The organism is Neomesorhizobium albiziae (genome assembly GCF_900114255.1).
In the GTDB taxonomy this organism is placed as follows: Bacteria; Pseudomonadota; Alphaproteobacteria; order Rhizobiales; family Rhizobiaceae; genus Neomesorhizobium; species Neomesorhizobium albiziae.
The window spans coordinates 17018-34604 of the sequence record NZ_FOSL01000025.1 but is presented as its reverse complement, the minus strand read 5'-3'; the positions used below and the strand labels follow the sequence as shown (position 1 = coordinate 34604).

Here is a 17587-nt window from a genome sequence, read left to right as displayed (position 1 = left end):
TCAAAGCTGCCGCAACATTGGGTCACTTTTGTCTCACGACGGTTGCTACCTTCGCAACGGTTTCGAGCGTTCGGTGAACCGGACACTTGGCGGCAATTTCGACAACCTTTGCGCGAAGCTCTTGGGAGACCTCGCCGTCGACCGAAATGACGCGCTCAAAGCGGTCGATCCTGGCGCCACTTCCACGTTCCGACTCCGTGCACTCCTCGCAGTCTCTGGCGTGGATTTTGGCGTGCGAAACGTCAACGCTGATGCGCCCGAGCGTCAGCTTCTTATGTTCGGCATAGACGCGTAGCGTCATCGATGTGCATGCGCCAAGCGCAATCGACAAGAAATCGTAGGGCGATGGCCCGGTATCAAGCCCGCCCGCGCTTTCGGGTTCATCGGCGAAGAGCCGATGCCGGCCGGCTTGCACCGCGTTTTGAAACCTGCCTTGGCTCGTCTCAGTGACGCGGACATGCTCGACCGGCGCACTGCCTTGCGGTGCGTCGGCGGTGAGGTAACGCGTAAGCCATCCTGAAATGACCCGCGCAGCGAAGCTCGCGTCTTCGTGCTTGGTGAGAAGATGGTCTGCTCGGTCGAGCGAAACAAAGCTTTTCGGGTGCTTCGCGGCCTGGAAGATCTTCGTGGCGTTTTCGATCCCCACTGTCTGGTCCAAGGGTGAGTGCAGGATGAGCAGCGGCTTCTTCAGAGCCGCTACTGCATCGCTGATACGCTGCGCACGCGCGTCATCGACAAACTGCCTTTTGACAAGGAACCTGCGCCCAGCCAGATCGACTTCCGCCTGACCGCTCTCTTCGATCTCCTTCAGGCTCGTTCCGAAATTCTTCAACACGTGGACGGTATCGGCAGGCGCACCGATCGTGGCGACGGCGCGCACCTCGGGAACATCCTTGGCCACCGCCAGGACCGCTGCGCCTCCGAGCGAATGGCCAATCAGTAAGGAAGGTGCCTGGTAGTGATCGCGCAGATAATCGACGGCCGAAAGAAGGTCGGCGACATTCGAGGAGAAATTCGTCGAGGCGAATTCACCCTCGCTCGACCCCAAGCCGGTGAAGTCGAAGCGCAGGACTGCGACACCCTCGCGAGCGAGTTCCGCCGCAATGCAGCGCGCTGCCGCCAAATCCTTGGAGCACGTGAAGCAATGCGCGAATAGAGCGTAGGCACGCAGTTGTCCGTTCGGCAGATCCAGGCGCGCGGCCAAGGTCGCGCCGGAATGGCCGGCGAATTGAAGCCGTTGCGTAATAAAAGCCATTGTTGGCCTCCCGTGCTGCTATGGAGGGGGCGGGTATTCCGTTCGGATCGAGCACGCCGCTCACATCTCGGTCAGTTGGATTGGCCATGCAGCTAGCAGTTCTCGAGGCATGATACCTGATGGAGAAGCGGCGCGCATAGGAGGGGCATGCGCGCCGTCGGTTCGCCAGGCTTGACGGCGCAAGGTGCGGAAGGCTGCGCGTAGCTCTGACGTGAACAGCATCGGTTGACGGCTGAAAAGCGTTTGCCCGACTACGCTATTTGAAATGGCATGCTCGGTCATTCGGTGCTCCGTGCTCCATCTCCAAGGCGCACAATCACAACAGAAGCGAGAGTGCCCAGTTTCATCCTCTCCAGCCCGCCAAATCCACAGTAAATTCAACAACTGGACGATAGTCTCAGCCGATGGCGGCGTTATAGGATCGTTCGCCACGCTCACGCAGAACATGCCGTTTATCGCTCTCATGCTTTCTTATGATCCAACGCATGTCTACATTGATGCTGTACGAAACGACGTGTCTTTTGTGATTTGGCGCTGACGCCCAATCAGTGTGCAGCGGCAAACGGCGCCGACAGCACACGCTTCGTCAATCCATTGCACGACGCGATTGCTGCATTGCCCGATGCGGCAGGCGCGCGGTTGGCCTTTGATCTTCTGTCGGGCGAAATGCATGCCTCAGTGAAAGGTGTACTGCTCGACAGCAGCCACTATCTGCGCGACGCGATAACGGCTCGCATTCGTGACCCCTTAGGCGATACAAACTGCTCGCTCCCTGCCGGTCATGGCCTATGGCGACGATGGAGCGCATCTTGCAGCTACCGATACCGATCGCCTCGCCGCTTGGGGCCGGGCAATAGGTGCTTGGGGCGACTCAGACGGCAACGGCAACACCGCGCACTCGCCCAGGCGTTCGTTTACCCGCATGGGCCGAGACGCCGCAGCGGCTCGGGGGTCGCGCTGGAGCGTGTCGCAAGCCGACCCTAGAGCCCCGGCCTGCAAGGTGCGCCAGACTGTTACCGCGACACCTGCACGCCCCCCAGCCACTGGGTGACTTCCGCGATAGTCTCCCGCTCCTGATCGCACTGCTTGACGAAGCCGTCAAGCAAACGCGCGCGGCCAGCGTGCTGCGCGACGACGTCCTGACTGCTGCCCGTTCCATAGCCGCCGTGCGTGATGAACGGTACGAGGGTTTTGCCCGAAAGGTCGTGCTGTGACAGGAACGACCGGATGATGGAGGGCGCTGTCGTGCCCCACACGGGGAAGCCGATGAACATTGTCTGATAGCGCGCGATGTCCGCAACGCGCTCCTGGAGAGCCAGCCGGGAACTTGGCAGGGCTCCCCATAAGCCCTCCCCTAGCCGACAATACAGCTCAATGAAAGGATGGAGAGTATCCCCTGTCGGCATCTGCGATTTGCTGAATTTCGACTCGATTGCGGCCGTTTCGCTTGGCTGAATAGAGCCACCGGTCAGCTTGTCTATAAAGTTCGCTGTATAGAACGGTTCGCTTAAACGTAACACCACCGACACTTACGGAAAGGGTGTATTGCTCGCCGGTCGGAGCAAATTCCGCTCTGTTCACAGCGGCGCGTATCCGCTCAGCCACGATTGCCGTACTAGCAAGTCCAAACCCCGGCAGGAACACGCAGAATTCCTCGCCGCCCAAACGCCCGACAAAGTCACGTTCCCTCACCTCGTCACGAATTGTCTTGGCAATGATTTTCAGGGCTTCATCGCCGAGGTCATGTCCGAAGCGGTCATTAACCGCCTTGAAGTGATCAACATCGATGACGAGCAGAGCACTCTCCGCGTTGGTTTGTCGATCCGCAAACCGTTGCAGATAGCTATCAACCAGCGCGGTAAACGCCCGTCTGTTTAGACACGATGTGAGACTGTCCGTGGCAGAAACAACAAGCAATTCCTGATGGGCGATGGCTAGTTCGCGTAGTTTGTTCAACAGGAAATAGAAAAACGGTGGAGCAAGGATAAGCGGTATGACGAGATTGTTGAGCGGACGATCGCCCCATCGCCAGGAGTTATTTTCGATCGAGTAGCTGTCGACGGTAAACGCAACGGCGATACAGCAGATGGTGCCGAGGAAAGTCAGCAAAAGCACCCTCGCCCTGCCCCTGGGGGAGAAATCAAAGCGGTGCGTGGCCATGTCCTTAACACTCGTCCTTTGACTGGGAACTACCTACGAAAAATTAACGCCCCATTGCAAGCGGAGGCCTCCCCAAAAGATCACCGTGGCGGCGAAAAACTCTCGCCGAGTGAATCCTGGGCCGACAGCGGACTGGCAGCTTAGAGGCTCGGATTGTCAGAAAAGGACCTTTTGGCTCCATGGGAGGCATCGAGGTGATCTGACCCGAGACGGCCATCACGCAGCGCAGGCCGGATCAATATGCAGTCATCCGTTTGCTCTGCTGGGCTTCTAAATCAGGCGAACGGCGTCTGCGAACCGCAACACCTCAACGCCGAATGTTGGGCTGGCGGAGCGAATTCAATCCGGCCGCGCGGTCACCATTTCACGCTGATCCCCAGATTACCCTCGAAGACCCGCAGCTTTTCGCTGCCGAGATTGGTGGTGTAGTCGGCTGTTGCGAACAAGCTGGTCGATTCCGACAGCTTCGCGACCACGCCGCCGCCGAGTTCGAGCGCGGTTCCGCCGATTTCGGTGACGATGGGTGTTTCGGCGAAGATGATGCGCTGGTCAGCGTCGAAATTGTGCCAGAGATTGGCCTTGAAGTAAGGCTGGAAGTTTGCAGCCTCCGTCTGGAAATTGCCCTGCAGCCGGAAACCGAGCCGGCCGGTCACTGCGTCGTCGGAATCGAACGAAACAGTCGAGAAGCGGTCGGCCTGGTCATCCAGCGACAGGTGCTGCCAGATGAGTTGGGCCTGCGGCTCCAGCGTCCATTCCGGCGTCAATGCGATGGGGTAGCCACCCTCGAGTGAGGCGGTTACAGCGGTCCCGTCGACATCGATGCCGACGCCTGCCAGCGACGTTGAATCGCCGCCGAACCAGGTGCCCATCAGGACGCCGTCGAGATACCAGTCAGTCGGGCCAACATGCGTCCAGTAGGCACCTAGGCTGGTTCCGTTGACGTCGGCGTCGCCGACCTGCAGGTCGTTCCAGCCGAGCGCCTGACCTTTCACGTCGCCATCGATGCGGGCATGGCCGATAAACAGGCCGACGCGGTCATGGTGATCGGTGGTGGATTCCCAGCCGAACAGGTCGGCGCCGGCCTGGAAGCCAAACAACGTGCCGTCGAAGGACGGCGCTACCGTGCCGTCCGATTTCATGTCGACGTCCTGGCCAAATACGCGGCCCCAAACGGTGGGAAGCCAGCCGGCATCGTTGAGCAGCACCTGCTCGCCGCGCCGCTCGTGGAAGGTGCCGAGCGTCGATAGCGCCAGATGATGGGCAACCGGCGGGATAGCCGCATAGGTCGGCACCTCAATGCGGTAGAGCGGCACCACGTCGGCGACGACCCGCGTCGCTCCAGGTGAGGGCGGCGGAACGGCGCGGCCAGGTGTCGGCACGATCGGCGGAAACACCATCGGCGGCGTCGGACCAGATGGCGTCGACCCGAGTGGCGGAAAGGCGGTCGGCGCCGGCACGGGCGGCGGAGGCGGCGAACCGGGTGGCGGAACGGGCTCGCCCGGTGGCGGCGGATCGGGCACGCCTGGCTCGGGCTCCGGAACCGGTTCAGGGACTGGCGGAGCAGTCGAACGCAGAAACCAGTCCGCTTCGGTGCCGACATCGAGGCCGCCGCGATACAGGGCATACTCGTACGCTCCTGCCGCGACGCGCCCGGCAAGCATGAAGGCATCGAGCGCCGTCGTGCCAGCGTTGACCGCCTCGACGACAGGAATGCCGTTGCCGGTCGTCAGCGCGCCCGTGCCGCCGACATTGACCACCTGCATCGGAGTGGAGCCGCTGGCGACGCCGCCGCCGATCACCAGCTTGTCCGAAGGCGAGCTGTCGTCGCCGAGCACCGATTCGATCAGCAACGTGCCGCCCTGTCCGACATAGTTGCCGTTGATCGTCAGCGTGCCGATGGAGTTGCCCGGCGACACCACGCCTTGGTTGAATACGTTGCCCGCGACCACTCCGGTCCCGGCCAATGTGGTTCCCGCTTGCACCGTCACCGGACTGGTCAGAAGGCCGTTGACCCGCAGCACGCCACTCTCGATCTGGGTGTCGAGGAAAGCCCCGCTGCCCAGCCATGTCCAGTCGGTGCCGGTCATCCTGAGCGTCTCGAAGTTCCGGAACTCATTGGTGGCGGTACCTGTCCCTTCCAGGATGACGCGGTCGGAGCCGGCGCCGCCGTCTGCCAGGCCGTTGATCTGCGAGCCGGTGCGCAGGATCACTGAATCATTGCCGGCGCGAAGGTCGATTGCCGTACCCACCCCGCTGCCGATCAGGCCTGAATTGACCACAGTTTCCTGGCCGTTGACGCCGCGCACGGCGAAGCGACGATCGCTAACGATGGAACCGGTGTTCTCGATGGTGACTGCAAAACTGCCTGCCACTGTATTGGAAACGACCCCGTCGGCATTGACGCCCGTGGCTCTGATGGTGCCGCTGTTGGTCAGTGTGTTGGCAGTGCCCTGCATGAAGACGCCGAACGCATCGCTTCCGCCAACGAGGATACTGCCGCTGTTGAGCAGTGTGTTGCCGCCGTCGTCGGCACGTAGGCCATTTCCACGCGGTCCTGTGATGTTGAGCGTGCCGCGGTTGTCGAGTGTGTTTGCCGTGCCAGACAGCACATAGATGCCGTGCGCGCCTGCACCGCTGATGTTGAGCGTGCCCTCGTTGCGCAAAAGATTGCCGCTGCCGCCGAACATCTCCATACCGCTGGAGCCGAGCCCGCTCGCAGTGATGATGCCGGTGGCGGTGTTAAGCAATGTATTCCCACCACCTTCGAACGAGAACATGCCGAAGGCGCGGTTCACGGTTTCCGAACTGCCGCCGGACGTGGTGATTGAACCCGAATTGATGGCTGAGGAGCTGGTAAGCTCGTTCAGGAGCATGCCATGCGAGGCTTGGCCCCGGGTGATGATAGTACCCTCGTTGAGCAGGAGGAAATCGGTTCCGGCCCCCGAGGAGAATCCGCCCTGGGCATTCATCCCAAAGGCCAAGTCCAGGTTGGATTCGATCATGCCGGTGGCTGCATTCACCAGGATGTGGCCGCTGCCCTCCTGCGCGAACAGCCCACCTCCCTGGAAGGTGTTCAGCGTGATGCGGCCCGCGTTAAACAGCGTGCTGTTGTTACCGCCGCCGATGAGAAGCCCGGCGGCTGAGTCTCCGGAGATGGAAATCTGCGCCCCCGCTTCATTGCGCAGGACCACATTGTCGGCGAAGCCGAACGCGCTCAGCGAATTGAAGCCGCTAGTAGCGATCGTGCCGAAGTTGCTGACAATACTGTTGGCATCGGCGATGACCCCGACGGCACCGCTGCCCGTCGAAATTACCTGTATGCTGCCGTGGTTGGTTATCCGCGCTCCCTGCCCTAGGGCAAACAGCGGGCCGGTTCCGGTGATTGTCGCGTCAGGGTTGATGTTGACAGTCACGCCGGTGGCTGCGGGCGCGTTCACAGGCACGGTCGTGGGAGCAGGCCCAGCACAAATGACCGTGTCCCCACTCGCCGGCGGGTTCGGTTGGCAATCGGCGTGGGCTTTGCCGGTGGCAAGGCACAGGAGGAGGCCTCCGATCGCTCCTCCCGCCAAGACGACGGCAACCGCGTGATGCCAGGAAGCCCGGTCGCATGGGGGATGCGACAGCGTATGCGGACCCACCTGCTCGGAAACGAACGACTGTCGGCGCAATCGTCAAACCTTTCGAGTCCACTAGCCACCGCCCGCCCCATGAGAAGGATGTCGCAGAGGAAGACGTTGATCAATGGGAATTGCCGGCAAGTGCGCATGTCGCGCACTGCGTGGCGAAATGGCCACACAAACAAACGCGTAATGGCGGTCCTCAATGCGCAAAGTGGATGCCCGATCGTCGGTAGCGCTGGTACGATATGCAAGTCGGAATCGTTTGGGGACTTAAAGTCGCTTGCGGATCTCGCTTTATCGAATTGGCAGCACTGCCCCTCATTTTCGAGGTGAACGCAATGGCTGCACAAAGGAACGGAAGCGAGTTCTATCCGAAAAGTTAGCGCCCTCGCGCACTATCCTGCGCTTGAGATCAACGTCGAACTTGCTAATCTTTCTGGGCCTGCTTTCGTTCAGCATGCCGCTCCATGCAGCGACGAACGCCGAAAACCAATGTCTCAGCATCCGCGAGGGTCTTCTCGCTTACTCCGAGGTAAGGAGCCGGAGCACAATTGGACAGCGACCGAGAGTTTGGATCAGCGGAAGGTCGACGCCGCGGTTGCAGCCTTGCACGTCATCTGCGGCCGATAGCCAGTTTCAAGAAGGCGACACTACCTCTGTATACTCTGTTCAGGCCAATTGTCTGTTAACGCTGGAGTAAGACAGTGACACGAAAACCGACACCCCGCACGGTGCAAACGTCGCCCGATGCCCGCCAGGAATCTCTTGATCGCCTGAGGGCAATCCGCCCGCCCGTCAACATCCGGCTTCGATCCGGCCAAACAGCCGAACTGATGGCCATGGCAATGGCCCTGCAGGCCAGTCTCCGCGCGGCCTTGGAGGAATTAGCCGTTGTCCATGGCTGCACCGACGGCCCATGGCTCGACGAACTGGAAAAAACCATGTTTCGAGATGCATCCAACATCTGGGCGGATGGGCTACCCATAGACGCCGAGTTGCGGGCAATGGACAGCGGAAGAGCCTTGGTCCAAGCGCTCACAAATGCTTTGCGTGCACAGCTTTCGGCACCTTAGCTTCGGATGCCTCACCACGATTTGGTGATACCGGAAAATCTCATCGAACCGATGGCGTGGCGAAGGATCCTTCGAATCACACCGACGCGTTTTTCTACCTAGACCTAACTGCACGCACCTGGCTGCATAAGTATATTTTCTCGCCCGCTCCCGAGTGGGTGTAGGCCCGCGCTTCGCAGACGTATGGAGCGACTGCACAAAAGCGACCCTCAAAGCATGGCGTTTTGGCGCAACTTCGACCTTCAGAATGGTCGCCAAAAACGTCTTCTGTGGATGGCTCCCGCATTGCAAGGGCAATTTGATGATTTCTGGCGGGGTGGTCGGGTGCAGTCTTCTGTCCGGCCTGTTGATGCGGTCGGACATTGTGACCGCTGGCCCCTATGGTATCCGCGAACTGGGTCCCACTCTGCTTAGCAGGCTATGACGCCTTTGACATTTGGCGGGGTGTCCCTGTTCCCGGTCTGACCGGTTCGCCATCACATCGCATCGTCCTCGCAAACTCGTGAAGTGGTTCTCCTTTGCTTGGGTCTATGCCGCAACCATTATCGGTGTCCGATAGGTTCCGCCTTTGGTCATGATTGCCCAGGCGACCCGCGCGGTTCGGTTGGCGGCGGCGACCGTTACGACGCGTGGGGGCCGGCGCTGGAGCATCGCGGCGAGGCGCGGATCGACCGAGTCTGGCTTGGCCTTTGCCCGCCGCACGAGCGAGGTCATGCCGATCACCAGCAGCCGGCGCAGATAGCGATCGCCCATGCGCGAGATCTTGCCCAACCGCTCCTTGCCACCGCTGCAATTGGCAAGCGGCGTCAGGCCCAACGACGCGGCAAACTGCCGGCCCGAGCGGAAGCGCTCGGGTTCGATCACCGAAGCCGCCAGCGCGGTGGCCGAGATGACGCCGACCCCGGGGATCGTCGCGAGCCGTTGCGACAATTCGCTTGAGCGATGCCAGGCGAGAAGCTCTTTCTCGAGTGCTGTCAGCCGGACCTGCAGATCGCCAATCTGGCGCGCGAGGCCAGCCACGATGCGCTCTGCCAAGAGAGGCACTTCGGGTGCCTCGCCGGCAGCAAGCCGCTTGGCAAGCGCAAGCGCGTGGTGCAACCCGCGCGCCATCTCGATCCCGAACTCGGCGAGCAGTCCGCGGATCATGTTCACCAACTGCGTACGCTGCTTGACCAGTAGATCGCGCGTCCGGTGCAGCGCCAGCGCCGCTTGCTGCTCGGCCGACTTCACCGGCACAAACCGCATCGTTGGCCGCGACACCGCTTCGCAGATCGCCTCGGCGTCAGCCGCATCGGTCTTGCCGCGCTTCACATAAGGCTTGACGTAGGCAGGCGGCATCAGCCGCACCTCATGGCCCAGTCTGATCAGCTCACGCGCCCAGTAATGCGATGTCCCGCATGCTTCGATGCCGACAAGGCAGGGCGACAGCTCGGCGAAAAAGGGCAGGATCTGCCTGCGCCGCAGCGCCTTGCGGAACACGCCATTGCCCGCGGTATCAACACCGTGAAGCTGAAAAACGCTTTTGGCCAGATCTAGGCCGATTGTGCTAATCTCCATCATGGATGGCTCCCTTGGCTCGTGGTTGCTTTGACAGCCTCCACACTTTGGCACTCAGATGCCGGCAGCGGGAGCCATCCACATCATCTGCTTTCAGGTAATGGCAACGATCCCCTCAAAGGCCGATATTGGCGCTTTTCAGACAGACAGCCTTTGGCCGAAAGCGGGCTGGCAGCTTTGGAGGCTCGGATTGTCAGAAACGCATATCAGGTTCCATGTGAGCATCGACGTGGTCTGACCCGAAGCTCCACTTCTCGCCTTCCAAGATGAATGACCGTGGTGGCTAGGAAGCTTGCGTTTCTGGTCTTAGGTTAGGTAGCATTAGCTTTGCGCTGCTTCTCGACATGTGTAGCATTCCAGTAGGTTGCTCCTGTCCTGAGGACCCTTCTATGAAGCGGAAGCTCGCGGGCAATTCTGGCGGCCGACGTCGTCGGTTATTCAGCTCTTATGGAGCGCGACGAGGCCGGGACCTTCGAGCGCCTGCGGACAGGCCGGAAAGAACTTTTCGAGCCGGAGATAGCAGGCCATCACGGGCGCGTGTTCAAGGTGATGGGCGATGGACTCCTGGCCGAGTTTGCTAGTGTTGTCGATGCTGTCGAATGTGCTTGGAACCTCGAGGCCCGATGCCTGCACACCGAAGGACGCCGCTTTAGAACGGATCGACGATCCACAGTTTTGGACCGAAGCCTATCTGGGAGCTTGCCATGCGATGTGCGGTCGGAATGATCGCGCTGCTCACCACGTTGCAAGGTTGTACGAAATGCGCCCCGACTTTCGTCTGGGCGTTTTAAAAGGCTCTTGCCTTACCGAAACAAGGAAACTCTCGAACGATTTCTCGACACTTTCCGAAAGGCTGGAATCCAAGATTAAGCGTCCGCTAATGGGCCGGAATCGGTTGGTCCGCTGCGATGCAGGGAAGAACGATAGCGGACGTTCAACCTGCAAGGCGGGAATTCGCCGGTGTCATGCCGCTTTTGTTGGGGCCGCTGGTGCCGCGGATTTCTGCTCGCGTGCGCTTCCTGGCTTGAGCGCGCTTGCCGATCAGGCGAACGGCAATGGCGACGCAGACGATCAAGAGCGGGATGACGTACAGCGCGCTAACTGTCGGAACTCGTTTCAGGAACGACAATGCGAAGATGATGGCGATAACCCAAATGCCAGTGGTGTGCAGGCGCTTCCACGCGGCCGCGCTCAGGTGACGAGAGAAGATGCTGAACGAAGTCGCCGCAAGTAGCGCGATGAACACGTAACCGATCGTGCCCGGCGTGTTGGGTAAGAAATCGCGGCTGGGCCAGAACTGCGCATTCAGCAGGAGAAGATCGCGGCGAGGTGCACCAGCATCGAGAACGCAAACGACAGGCCTGCGTAGCGGCGTTCGCGCAACAGCCGACGGGTGAAATTGTTCGACGCCAGCGTGGCCGTTGGCGAGGCCAGGAACGCCGCCAGGAATGGCACCACCTAGGTCTTTCTGCCTTGCCGGGCTGCTAGGGTTGCGGTTTCGCCGGAGATTTCGCGCGTCCGCTCCTCCAGCCAGAGTATCGCGCTCACACGGCCGCCCCGCGGCGCTTTCCACATGCAGGAAATGAGGGTATGCCGGCATTGCGCACGGCCACGGAAAAGTTCGTCGCCGAAATATTTCCTTAGCGTCGGCCTGGACATCCCGAATTCAAGCGCGATCTCCTCCCGAGTCCAGCCCAGAGCGGCCAGCTTCTCGACCCGCTGCCGCTGTTTGGTAGTGGGTTCGAAACGTGTTCGGTCCCCGGTGCTGCGCATTCAGAACGCCCGTTTCAGCAAGATTTCTCACATTTGTTATTTTCTGCGGCAAGCCTCCGGCACAAGGTGCTGAACAGCGAAACGAAACCCGAGTTCAGAACGATCATGAAATATGCTTGGCGGCATACGCCCACGCGTCGCGGCGCGGAAAGGGATCATCAGCGCGACCGGCCCGACGGGCCGACTCATTCTAACCTTGGCCGCCGCGCAGGACACGCACACGCCAGGAGAAATCGACCGGTCAGAAGTTGCGCTGGAAGCGCAGGTAGCCGCCGAACTCGCCGTCGAAGTCGTCAAGGTCGCTGTCCTCGAAGTTGTCGGCATAGGCAACTTCGGGCGTGATCATGAAGCCGGGAACAACCTCGTATGCCACGTTGGCGACAGCCGAGAAGTTCTCAAAGTCGTCATAGGCAAGCTGAACGTTGAAGGTCGCCTTTTCGGTGACTTCGACGCTGCCGCCGCCCCAGATGGCCCACTCGCCACCCCAGTTGCCGTAGTAGTTAGGGCCGTCGAACGTGGTCGTGATGCCGGTGACGGGGTCGGTGATGCTAAAGTCCTCCGATGATTTGTAGCCGGCCATGATGAAGGCGGAGATGGTTTGCGTCGCTTTCACGTCCAGGCGCACCTTCGCGGCCCACTCTTCCCAGACTGCGTCATAGGCACCGACCGCCTTGATGCTGCCCCAGCCACCGGCATAGCCGACGCCGGCAACCACGTGCGGGATGTAGTCGTCGAGCGTGTAAGCGGCTTCAATTGTCGTGACAGTATCGACAACGCCATCCCCATCGGCGTCGCTACCGAACACCGCGTCAGGGTCGCCGTTGCCTTCCTCAATGGCGATAGCGGCGGTGAAGCCGTTGTCGGCGGTGAAAGTGTAGGCGATCTGATGAGTCATGTCGCCGTCTAGCGGACCATATGGCACCAGAAAGTCATCGTTGATCACTGCGCCGGCATAGTCGGTGAAGCTAGTGAACAGCGAGTCGGTCGCGCCAATGCGGAAGCCCCCAAGTTCGATGTAGACGTCCTCCATCGCAAACTCATTGCCAGCAGAAACAAACGGAACAGTCACGGTATCACCGGCTATTGGATCCACAACGTCAACTGAGTCCTGGTTCGTGTCCCACTGGAATTTGAGCTCTGTATAGGCGCGCAATGTGCCGAGTTCGGTTTCGGTACGGGCGTCGAGACGCAGAGCCGCACGAGCGCGCTTGAAATAGGTGTCGTTGATGTCGAGGACGCCGTCTTCGACAAGATCCAGCTTATCAGCCGATTGCAAACCGAAGAGATCCCCCACTCCGATGTCATAGCGCACGTAGCCGCTGACCTTCAGGCAGGTCTCGGTGCCCGGGATGTAGTAGAAGGCGGTGCCGTATACGTCGCAGACACGAACATATTCGACCGGCTCCGGTTCAGGAATGACGACTGCGTCCGCAGCGCGTGCAGCAGAGACCGCGACCAGCGCCGCAGCCGAGCCGAGAAGAAGGCTTTTGAAGTCCATTACCTGACCTCCGCTCAAGGCTGGCAATGGATCGAGTCCCTTACCGACCTCGGTTCTGAAAAAGCTTCAATCGCCGGGGCAAAGCCAGTACGAAGTTTACTAATGCTTGGAGGACGTTCAACCTTACAACGGCACGCGAAGTGAGTCGCTTACGCATTTCCCGGAAGGTGTGTTAGAAATAACACGAGGGCGCGGAAATTATCTCGCGTCGGCGTCGTTGCCGTCGTCGCATCCGTATTTGACCAGCTGGAGAGGATGGGCAGGCCTCCGCAGGGAACCTTGGGGGCAATGGTCGATTTCACTACAATTTCAACAACTTCGCACGACTGACCAAGACTCGAGCGACGGCGCTACGACAGATTTGCGGACCACCGAGCCTGGGGAACGTCTGCTTGTGGCGCGACCATACCCGGCACGGTCGTCGGCGATGGTCCGCTTTCAGGAAGCGTCGAAGCTGGCTTCGATGACCGACATGCCGCGCATTGCTGACCGACAGCCCAGGGGCCGAAATCTGCCAATCCGCTTTCGAACCGCATTCGGCAAGAAGCGGATATTCGGCACACGACCCAAAGCGAGCGTGGCGCTTTTCGGATCGGAGGCTTTCCGCCGGAGGACAGTTGTCTCGGCTAAGAATTCCATACTGAGCACGTGACAGCTTGAAGAAAACCGGCAGTTCATCGGCAGAACTACAATTGCTTCGGACTGCTGTTTCGTTGGTCCGGCTAAGGCTTTTTCTTCCGCAGGTCCTTCGCGGCGTCGAGAAAAGCCCGCAGCGCAGGAGGCACGGCTCGATGTCCGGGATAGTAGACCGCAACCCCTTCCGGAGAGGGCATCCATGCCGTTAGGAGTTTGCGAAGCCGGCCGTCGGACAAGGCCGTTTCAGCGGCCCAATCCGCCACGTAAGCGATGCCCATACCCGCTATCGCGGCTTCGACCATCAGTTCCTCGTCATCAAGAACGATGGGGCCGCTTGCGTCTATCACCAGTTCTTGGCCGGCGCGTTCGAACTCCCATCGATAGAGCTTACCGCTGGGCATGCGGTGGCCGATGCAATGGTGGTGCCGCAATTCCTCAGGGGTTCCCGGTGCGCCGCGCTCGAGATAGGCGGGCGAGGCGACACAGATGAACATCAACGGGCGTGTAAACGGCACGGCAATCATGTCCTTGGGGACCGATCCGAGGAGGCGCACGCCGGCATCGAACCCGCTGGACACGATGTCGATGAGCCGCCCCTCGACGACGATGTCTACGGTTACGTCCGGGTAGCGCTCCGCCATCCGCGGAAGAATCTCGCGCACGAGAAGCCCGGCCACCAATCGCGGTGCGTTGATGCGGACCGTTCCTGCGACATTGCCCCTGAACCCCACGACGCTGTCGAGCGCCTCATCCAGCGAGGCGAGCGCCGGCTGAAGGCGGCCGAGCAACCGGAAGCCGGCTTCCGTCGGCGAGACGCTGCGTGTGGTGCGGTTCAGAAGCCGCACGCCCATGCGTTCCTCGAGCGCACGCATCGCATGGCTTAATGTGGAAGGTGCCGTACCGATCTCTTCCGCTGCGCGCCGGAAGCTGCGGTGCGAGGCAACGGCCACGAAGGCGGTGAGATCGTTGAGCGACGGGCGGGACATTGATGGGGATTTTGCATCATGTCATGCCGATTTCAACGGCTAATGCGCGCAGCGCGATTGCCCTATCTCCTACCTGGGTCAACTCGGAGATATGAGAAATGGAAAAGACCTGGCTCATAACGGGTGTGTCGTCCGGCTTCGGCCGGCTGGTGGCAGAAGGCCCTGACCAGGGGTGACCGTGTCATCGGCATCAGCCGCAGCGAAGATGCGCTACTCGACCTGCGTCAACGCTTCCCCCAACAGCTTTGCATCATCGCAATGGACCTGAAGGACCAGAGCTCCGTGCGCGCCGCGGTCGACCAAGCCTTTGCTGCGACCGATCGCATCGACATCCTTGTCAGCAATGCCGGTTATGGCCTCATCGGCGCGGCGGAAGAGGCCAGCGATGTGCAGGTCCGGGAGATCGTCGATACCAATCTCATAGGCTCGATCACGCTCATCCAGGCGGTGCTGCCGCATCTGCGCAGCCAGCGTGGCGGCCGAATTCTGCAGGTGTCGAGCGAGGGAGGCCAGATCGCCTATCCAGGTTTCAGCCTCTATAACGCGACCAAGTGGGGCATCGAGGGCTTCGTTGAATCCGTGGCGCAGGAGGCTGCTCCCTTCGGGATCGAGTTCACTCTGGTAGAACCGGGACCGACGCGGACCGGGCTCGGTGGCAATCTCGCGCGCACCATCCCGCTCGCGGCTTATGAAGGAACACCCGCCGATCAGACCCGCGAGGCGCTCCGCGGTTCCTGGGTAATCAAGGGCGATCCCAGCCGCATGACGGACGCAATGATCGTGCTTGCCGACCGGGAAGGGCCCCTTCCCAAGCGCCTGGTGCTCGGCGCCGGGGCTTACACCGGCGTCCGCAAGGCACTCGGCGGGCGCGTCGACGAGCTCGACCGACAGAAGGACGTCGCGGTCTCGGCGGACTTCACGGACGAGAAACTGGCGCGGCTATGACCGCAAGCGATCCGTGGCTGCACGGCGCCGTGGTGCAACTCCACCCCAGCTGCCAAAACAAAAAGGAAAAGCACATGCTTACACGTGACGCCATCTACCCGGCCAATCGGCACGCGCTCTACGACATCCATCGCTATTCGCCAGCCACTCGGTCCGGCGATCTTCTCTTCGTATCGGGTCAGGTCGGGAGCCGTGAGGACGGCTCGCCCGAGCCTCTGTTCGAGGATCAGGTTCGGCGGGCCTTCGCCAATCTACGCGAGGTTCTCGCCGCTGGCGGGTGCAGCTTCGATGACGTCGTCGACGTCACCACTTTCCACACCAACGCGGACGAGCAGATTGAAACAGTGCTCGCTGTGCGAGCTGAAGAGATCGGCGGACCTCCCTACCCGAACTGGACGGCAGTGGGTGTCAACTGGCTCGCGGGCTTCGATTTCGAGATCAAGGTTGTCGCCCGCATCCCTTCGAAAACCAGCAATCAGCCGGACAAGCGCTGATCGCTTGCCCTCGACGGCAGCGCGCGAAGATCGTCGGAACACGCCTGGCATGCCGCAAGCGCTTCCACCAGGACGCTCGGCTGGGCGTTCCGGTTGTCTATCGCACGCCAATGACACGCTCGCGCATGCGTCCCCAGATCACGAACAGCGCCGAGGCTAACAGGGCGAGGTTCCAGACAATTGTGTCGACGTTTCACCGTGAGTACCGTGCAGGACCATTGCGGCGATCTGTACGCCATGCCAGCGGCCGCGAGCAGCGTGAGCTAGGGAGACCGGCGTATACTTGCAGCGCCGGACTCCTGCATTTTCGCCCAGTCGCCCCGATTAGCTAATAAGCGCAATGCTTTGCGGCATTGCACGTTGATCTGAATTCTTCCAGCCGACACTGGTTGTGGCTCTGCATCTGTACCGCGTTGCGAGCTTGGCGAAACAGTCAATTCTCGGCAATGTGAGACACATCCAACGGCCTCAGCACATTTGTTGGCTCTGAACGGAGAGAACCCGGAACGGTTTCCTCTCCGAGCGAGAAAGCTTGGCCTTCGGGAGTGAAAGCCAGGGAACCGCTCATGATCAAGCTCAGCCGCAAACCGAATTCCACAGGCAAGTCGTCAACCGCGGCGTCAGTCCAGCCGCCGTCTCTATCGCGCGCTCCGGCCCGGCGCGACGGGCGGCTTCTTCACCGTGAAGCAGCTGTCAGCACGCTGGCAGGTCTCGGAGCGTCAGGTGCACCGTTTTATCCAGGGCGGAGCACTTAGCGCGCATAAGCTGGGCCGGTTGCTGCGCATCTCCGAGGACGATGTTCCGCTGTTCGAGCTGCGGTCCCCCGCTGACCGGTCCTGTCAGCTTCTGACACGCGGGCCCCGCCCCTTCAGCTGCCGAGGTGAAACCCCCGAAACTCACGCAGTTTGCTGTGGGAATATCGGTCGTTGGTCGCGGACAGGATTTGAGCCTGCAACGGAGAATGACTGCTGTCGGCGATGATCGCTTATCGACCTGCCTGCATTGGCAGCACCTCGGAGCGCTTCACCTGGCCGAGCGCAAAGCTGGTTTCGATCGAAGCGATGTTGTCGAGGCGCGTCAGCTTGTCCTTGATGAACCGTTCATAGGCTTCCAGGTCGCGAACGACAATCCGCATGAGATAGTCCCGCTGGCCGGTCATCAGGTAGCAGTCCACGACTTCAGCCCAGCGCGAGACTGCTTGCGAGAAGCGATCGAGATCGTCTTCGCGCTGACGTTCCAATTTGATCGAGGCGAAGGCGCTGATTGGCAGGCCGAGTTTCTTCTGATCGACGACGATGGTGTAGCCCTTGATGACACCGGCATCTTCAAGCAGCCGCACCCTGCGCGCGCATGGTGATGGTGACAGCCCGACGGCTTCCGCCAGTTCATTTGCGGTTGCCTTTGCATTTTTCTGCAAGGCAGTGATGATCCTCAGATCAATATCGTCGAGCGCGCGAATTGGTGGATTCCCTTTTGTCTGACGTCATTCTTGGCTTGTTTAGCCAATTTGTGACTGTAGCGTAGCCGAGATTAGGCACAAATGCGTCTTTATGAAAGATACGGTCGCATGAATCGGGATGCTTGAGATGA

The 17587-nt window shown here is 60.6% G+C and carries 14 protein-coding genes and 1 pseudogene; 4 read left to right on the top strand and 11 right to left on the bottom strand.

What is annotated here, in order from left to right; genetic code table 11:
- Nucleotides 1-22 precede the first annotated feature (22 nt).
- The 5 genes from F3H98_RS25545 to F3H98_RS25525 form a co-directional block, all read right to left on the bottom strand.
- Nucleotides 23-1255: a bifunctional alpha/beta hydrolase/OsmC family protein gene (locus tag F3H98_RS25545; RefSeq protein ID WP_149763159.1), complete on the bottom strand. Its 1233-nt coding sequence runs from the start codon at nt 1253-1255 to the stop codon at nt 23-25.
- A 60-nt stretch (nt 1256-1315) separates the two neighbouring features.
- Nucleotides 1316-1537 (bottom strand): hypothetical protein, encoded by a 222-nt coding sequence (locus tag F3H98_RS25540; RefSeq protein ID WP_149763158.1) that lies wholly within the window; start codon nt 1535-1537, stop codon nt 1316-1318.
- A gap of 731 nt (nt 1538-2268) precedes the next feature.
- Nucleotides 2269-2661 carry a flavodoxin gene (locus F3H98_RS25535; protein ID WP_149763157.1) on the bottom strand — a complete coding sequence of 131 codons (393 nt, stop codon included), beginning with the start codon at nt 2659-2661 and terminating at the stop codon, nt 2269-2271.
- A complete protein-coding gene (locus F3H98_RS25530) occupies nt 2627-3415 on the bottom strand; it encodes a GGDEF domain-containing protein (RefSeq protein WP_149763156.1) in 789 nt (262 codons plus the stop codon). Before F3H98_RS25530 ends, F3H98_RS25535 begins: the two co-directional genes overlap by 35 nt.
- Nucleotides 3416-3771: 356 nt before the next feature.
- Nucleotides 3772-6852, bottom strand: a complete 3081-nt coding sequence (locus F3H98_RS25525; protein WP_149763155.1) for an autotransporter family protein — start codon at nt 6850-6852, stop codon at nt 3772-3774.
- An 887-nt stretch (nt 6853-7739) separates the two neighbouring features.
- On the opposite strand from F3H98_RS25525, the gene F3H98_RS25520 reads away from it, so the two are divergent.
- Nucleotides 7740-8108 carry a hypothetical protein gene (locus F3H98_RS25520; protein ID WP_149763154.1) on the top strand — a complete coding sequence of 123 codons (369 nt, stop codon included), beginning with the start codon at nt 7740-7742 and terminating at the stop codon, nt 8106-8108.
- Nucleotides 8109-8636: 528 nt separating this feature from the next.
- On the opposite strand, the gene F3H98_RS25515 is transcribed toward F3H98_RS25520, so the two are convergent.
- On the bottom strand, nt 8637-9665 hold the full coding sequence (locus F3H98_RS25515; protein WP_149763192.1) for an IS110 family RNA-guided transposase: 1029 nt from the start codon (nt 9663-9665) through the stop codon (nt 8637-8639).
- A 389-nt stretch (nt 9666-10054) separates the two neighbouring features.
- Between F3H98_RS25515 and F3H98_RS32595 the strand changes: the two are divergent.
- Nucleotides 10055-10283, top strand: a pseudogene (locus tag F3H98_RS32595) (adenylate/guanylate cyclase domain-containing protein); the annotation flags it as partial.
- 316 nt (nt 10284-10599) lie between these two features.
- On the opposite strand, the gene F3H98_RS25505 reads toward F3H98_RS32595, so the two are convergent.
- The 4 genes from F3H98_RS25505 to F3H98_RS25495 all read right to left on the bottom strand — a co-directional run bounded on the left by F3H98_RS25505 (nt 10600) and on the right by F3H98_RS25495 (nt 14558).
- Entirely contained in the window at nt 10600-10911 is a 312-nt protein-coding gene (locus tag F3H98_RS25505; RefSeq protein ID WP_149763153.1) for a hypothetical protein, read from the bottom strand.
- Nucleotides 10912-10970: 59 nt separating this feature from the next.
- Nucleotides 10971-11123 carry a hypothetical protein gene (locus F3H98_RS31285; RefSeq protein WP_188130557.1) on the bottom strand — a complete coding sequence of 51 codons (153 nt, stop codon included), beginning with the start codon at nt 11121-11123 and terminating at the stop codon, nt 10971-10973.
- 556 nt (nt 11124-11679) lie between these two features.
- Complete coding sequence (locus F3H98_RS25500; protein WP_149763152.1) at nt 11680-12936, bottom strand: porin; 1257 nt, start codon at nt 12934-12936, stop codon at nt 11680-11682.
- A gap of 722 nt (nt 12937-13658) precedes the next feature.
- Nucleotides 13659-14558: a LysR family transcriptional regulator gene (locus F3H98_RS25495; RefSeq protein ID WP_149763151.1), complete on the bottom strand. Its 900-nt coding sequence runs from the start codon at nt 14556-14558 to the stop codon at nt 13659-13661.
- A 123-nt stretch (nt 14559-14681) separates the two neighbouring features.
- On the opposite strand from F3H98_RS25495, the gene F3H98_RS25490 reads away from it, so the two are divergent.
- Nucleotides 14682-15503, top strand: coding sequence for an SDR family oxidoreductase (locus F3H98_RS25490; protein ID WP_342211635.1), 822 nt, complete (start codon nt 14682-14684; stop codon nt 15501-15503).
- Nucleotides 15504-15577: 74 nt separating this feature from the next.
- Nucleotides 15578-15997, top strand: coding sequence for a RidA family protein (locus F3H98_RS25485; RefSeq protein ID WP_149763150.1), 420 nt, complete (start codon nt 15578-15580; stop codon nt 15995-15997).
- Nucleotides 15998-16982: 985 nt separating this feature from the next.
- Here F3H98_RS25485 and F3H98_RS25480 read toward each other — a convergent pair.
- Nucleotides 16983-17456 (bottom strand): Lrp/AsnC family transcriptional regulator, encoded by a 474-nt coding sequence (locus tag F3H98_RS25480; RefSeq protein WP_149763149.1) that lies wholly within the window; start codon nt 17454-17456, stop codon nt 16983-16985.
- Nucleotides 17457-17587 lie beyond the last annotated feature (131 nt).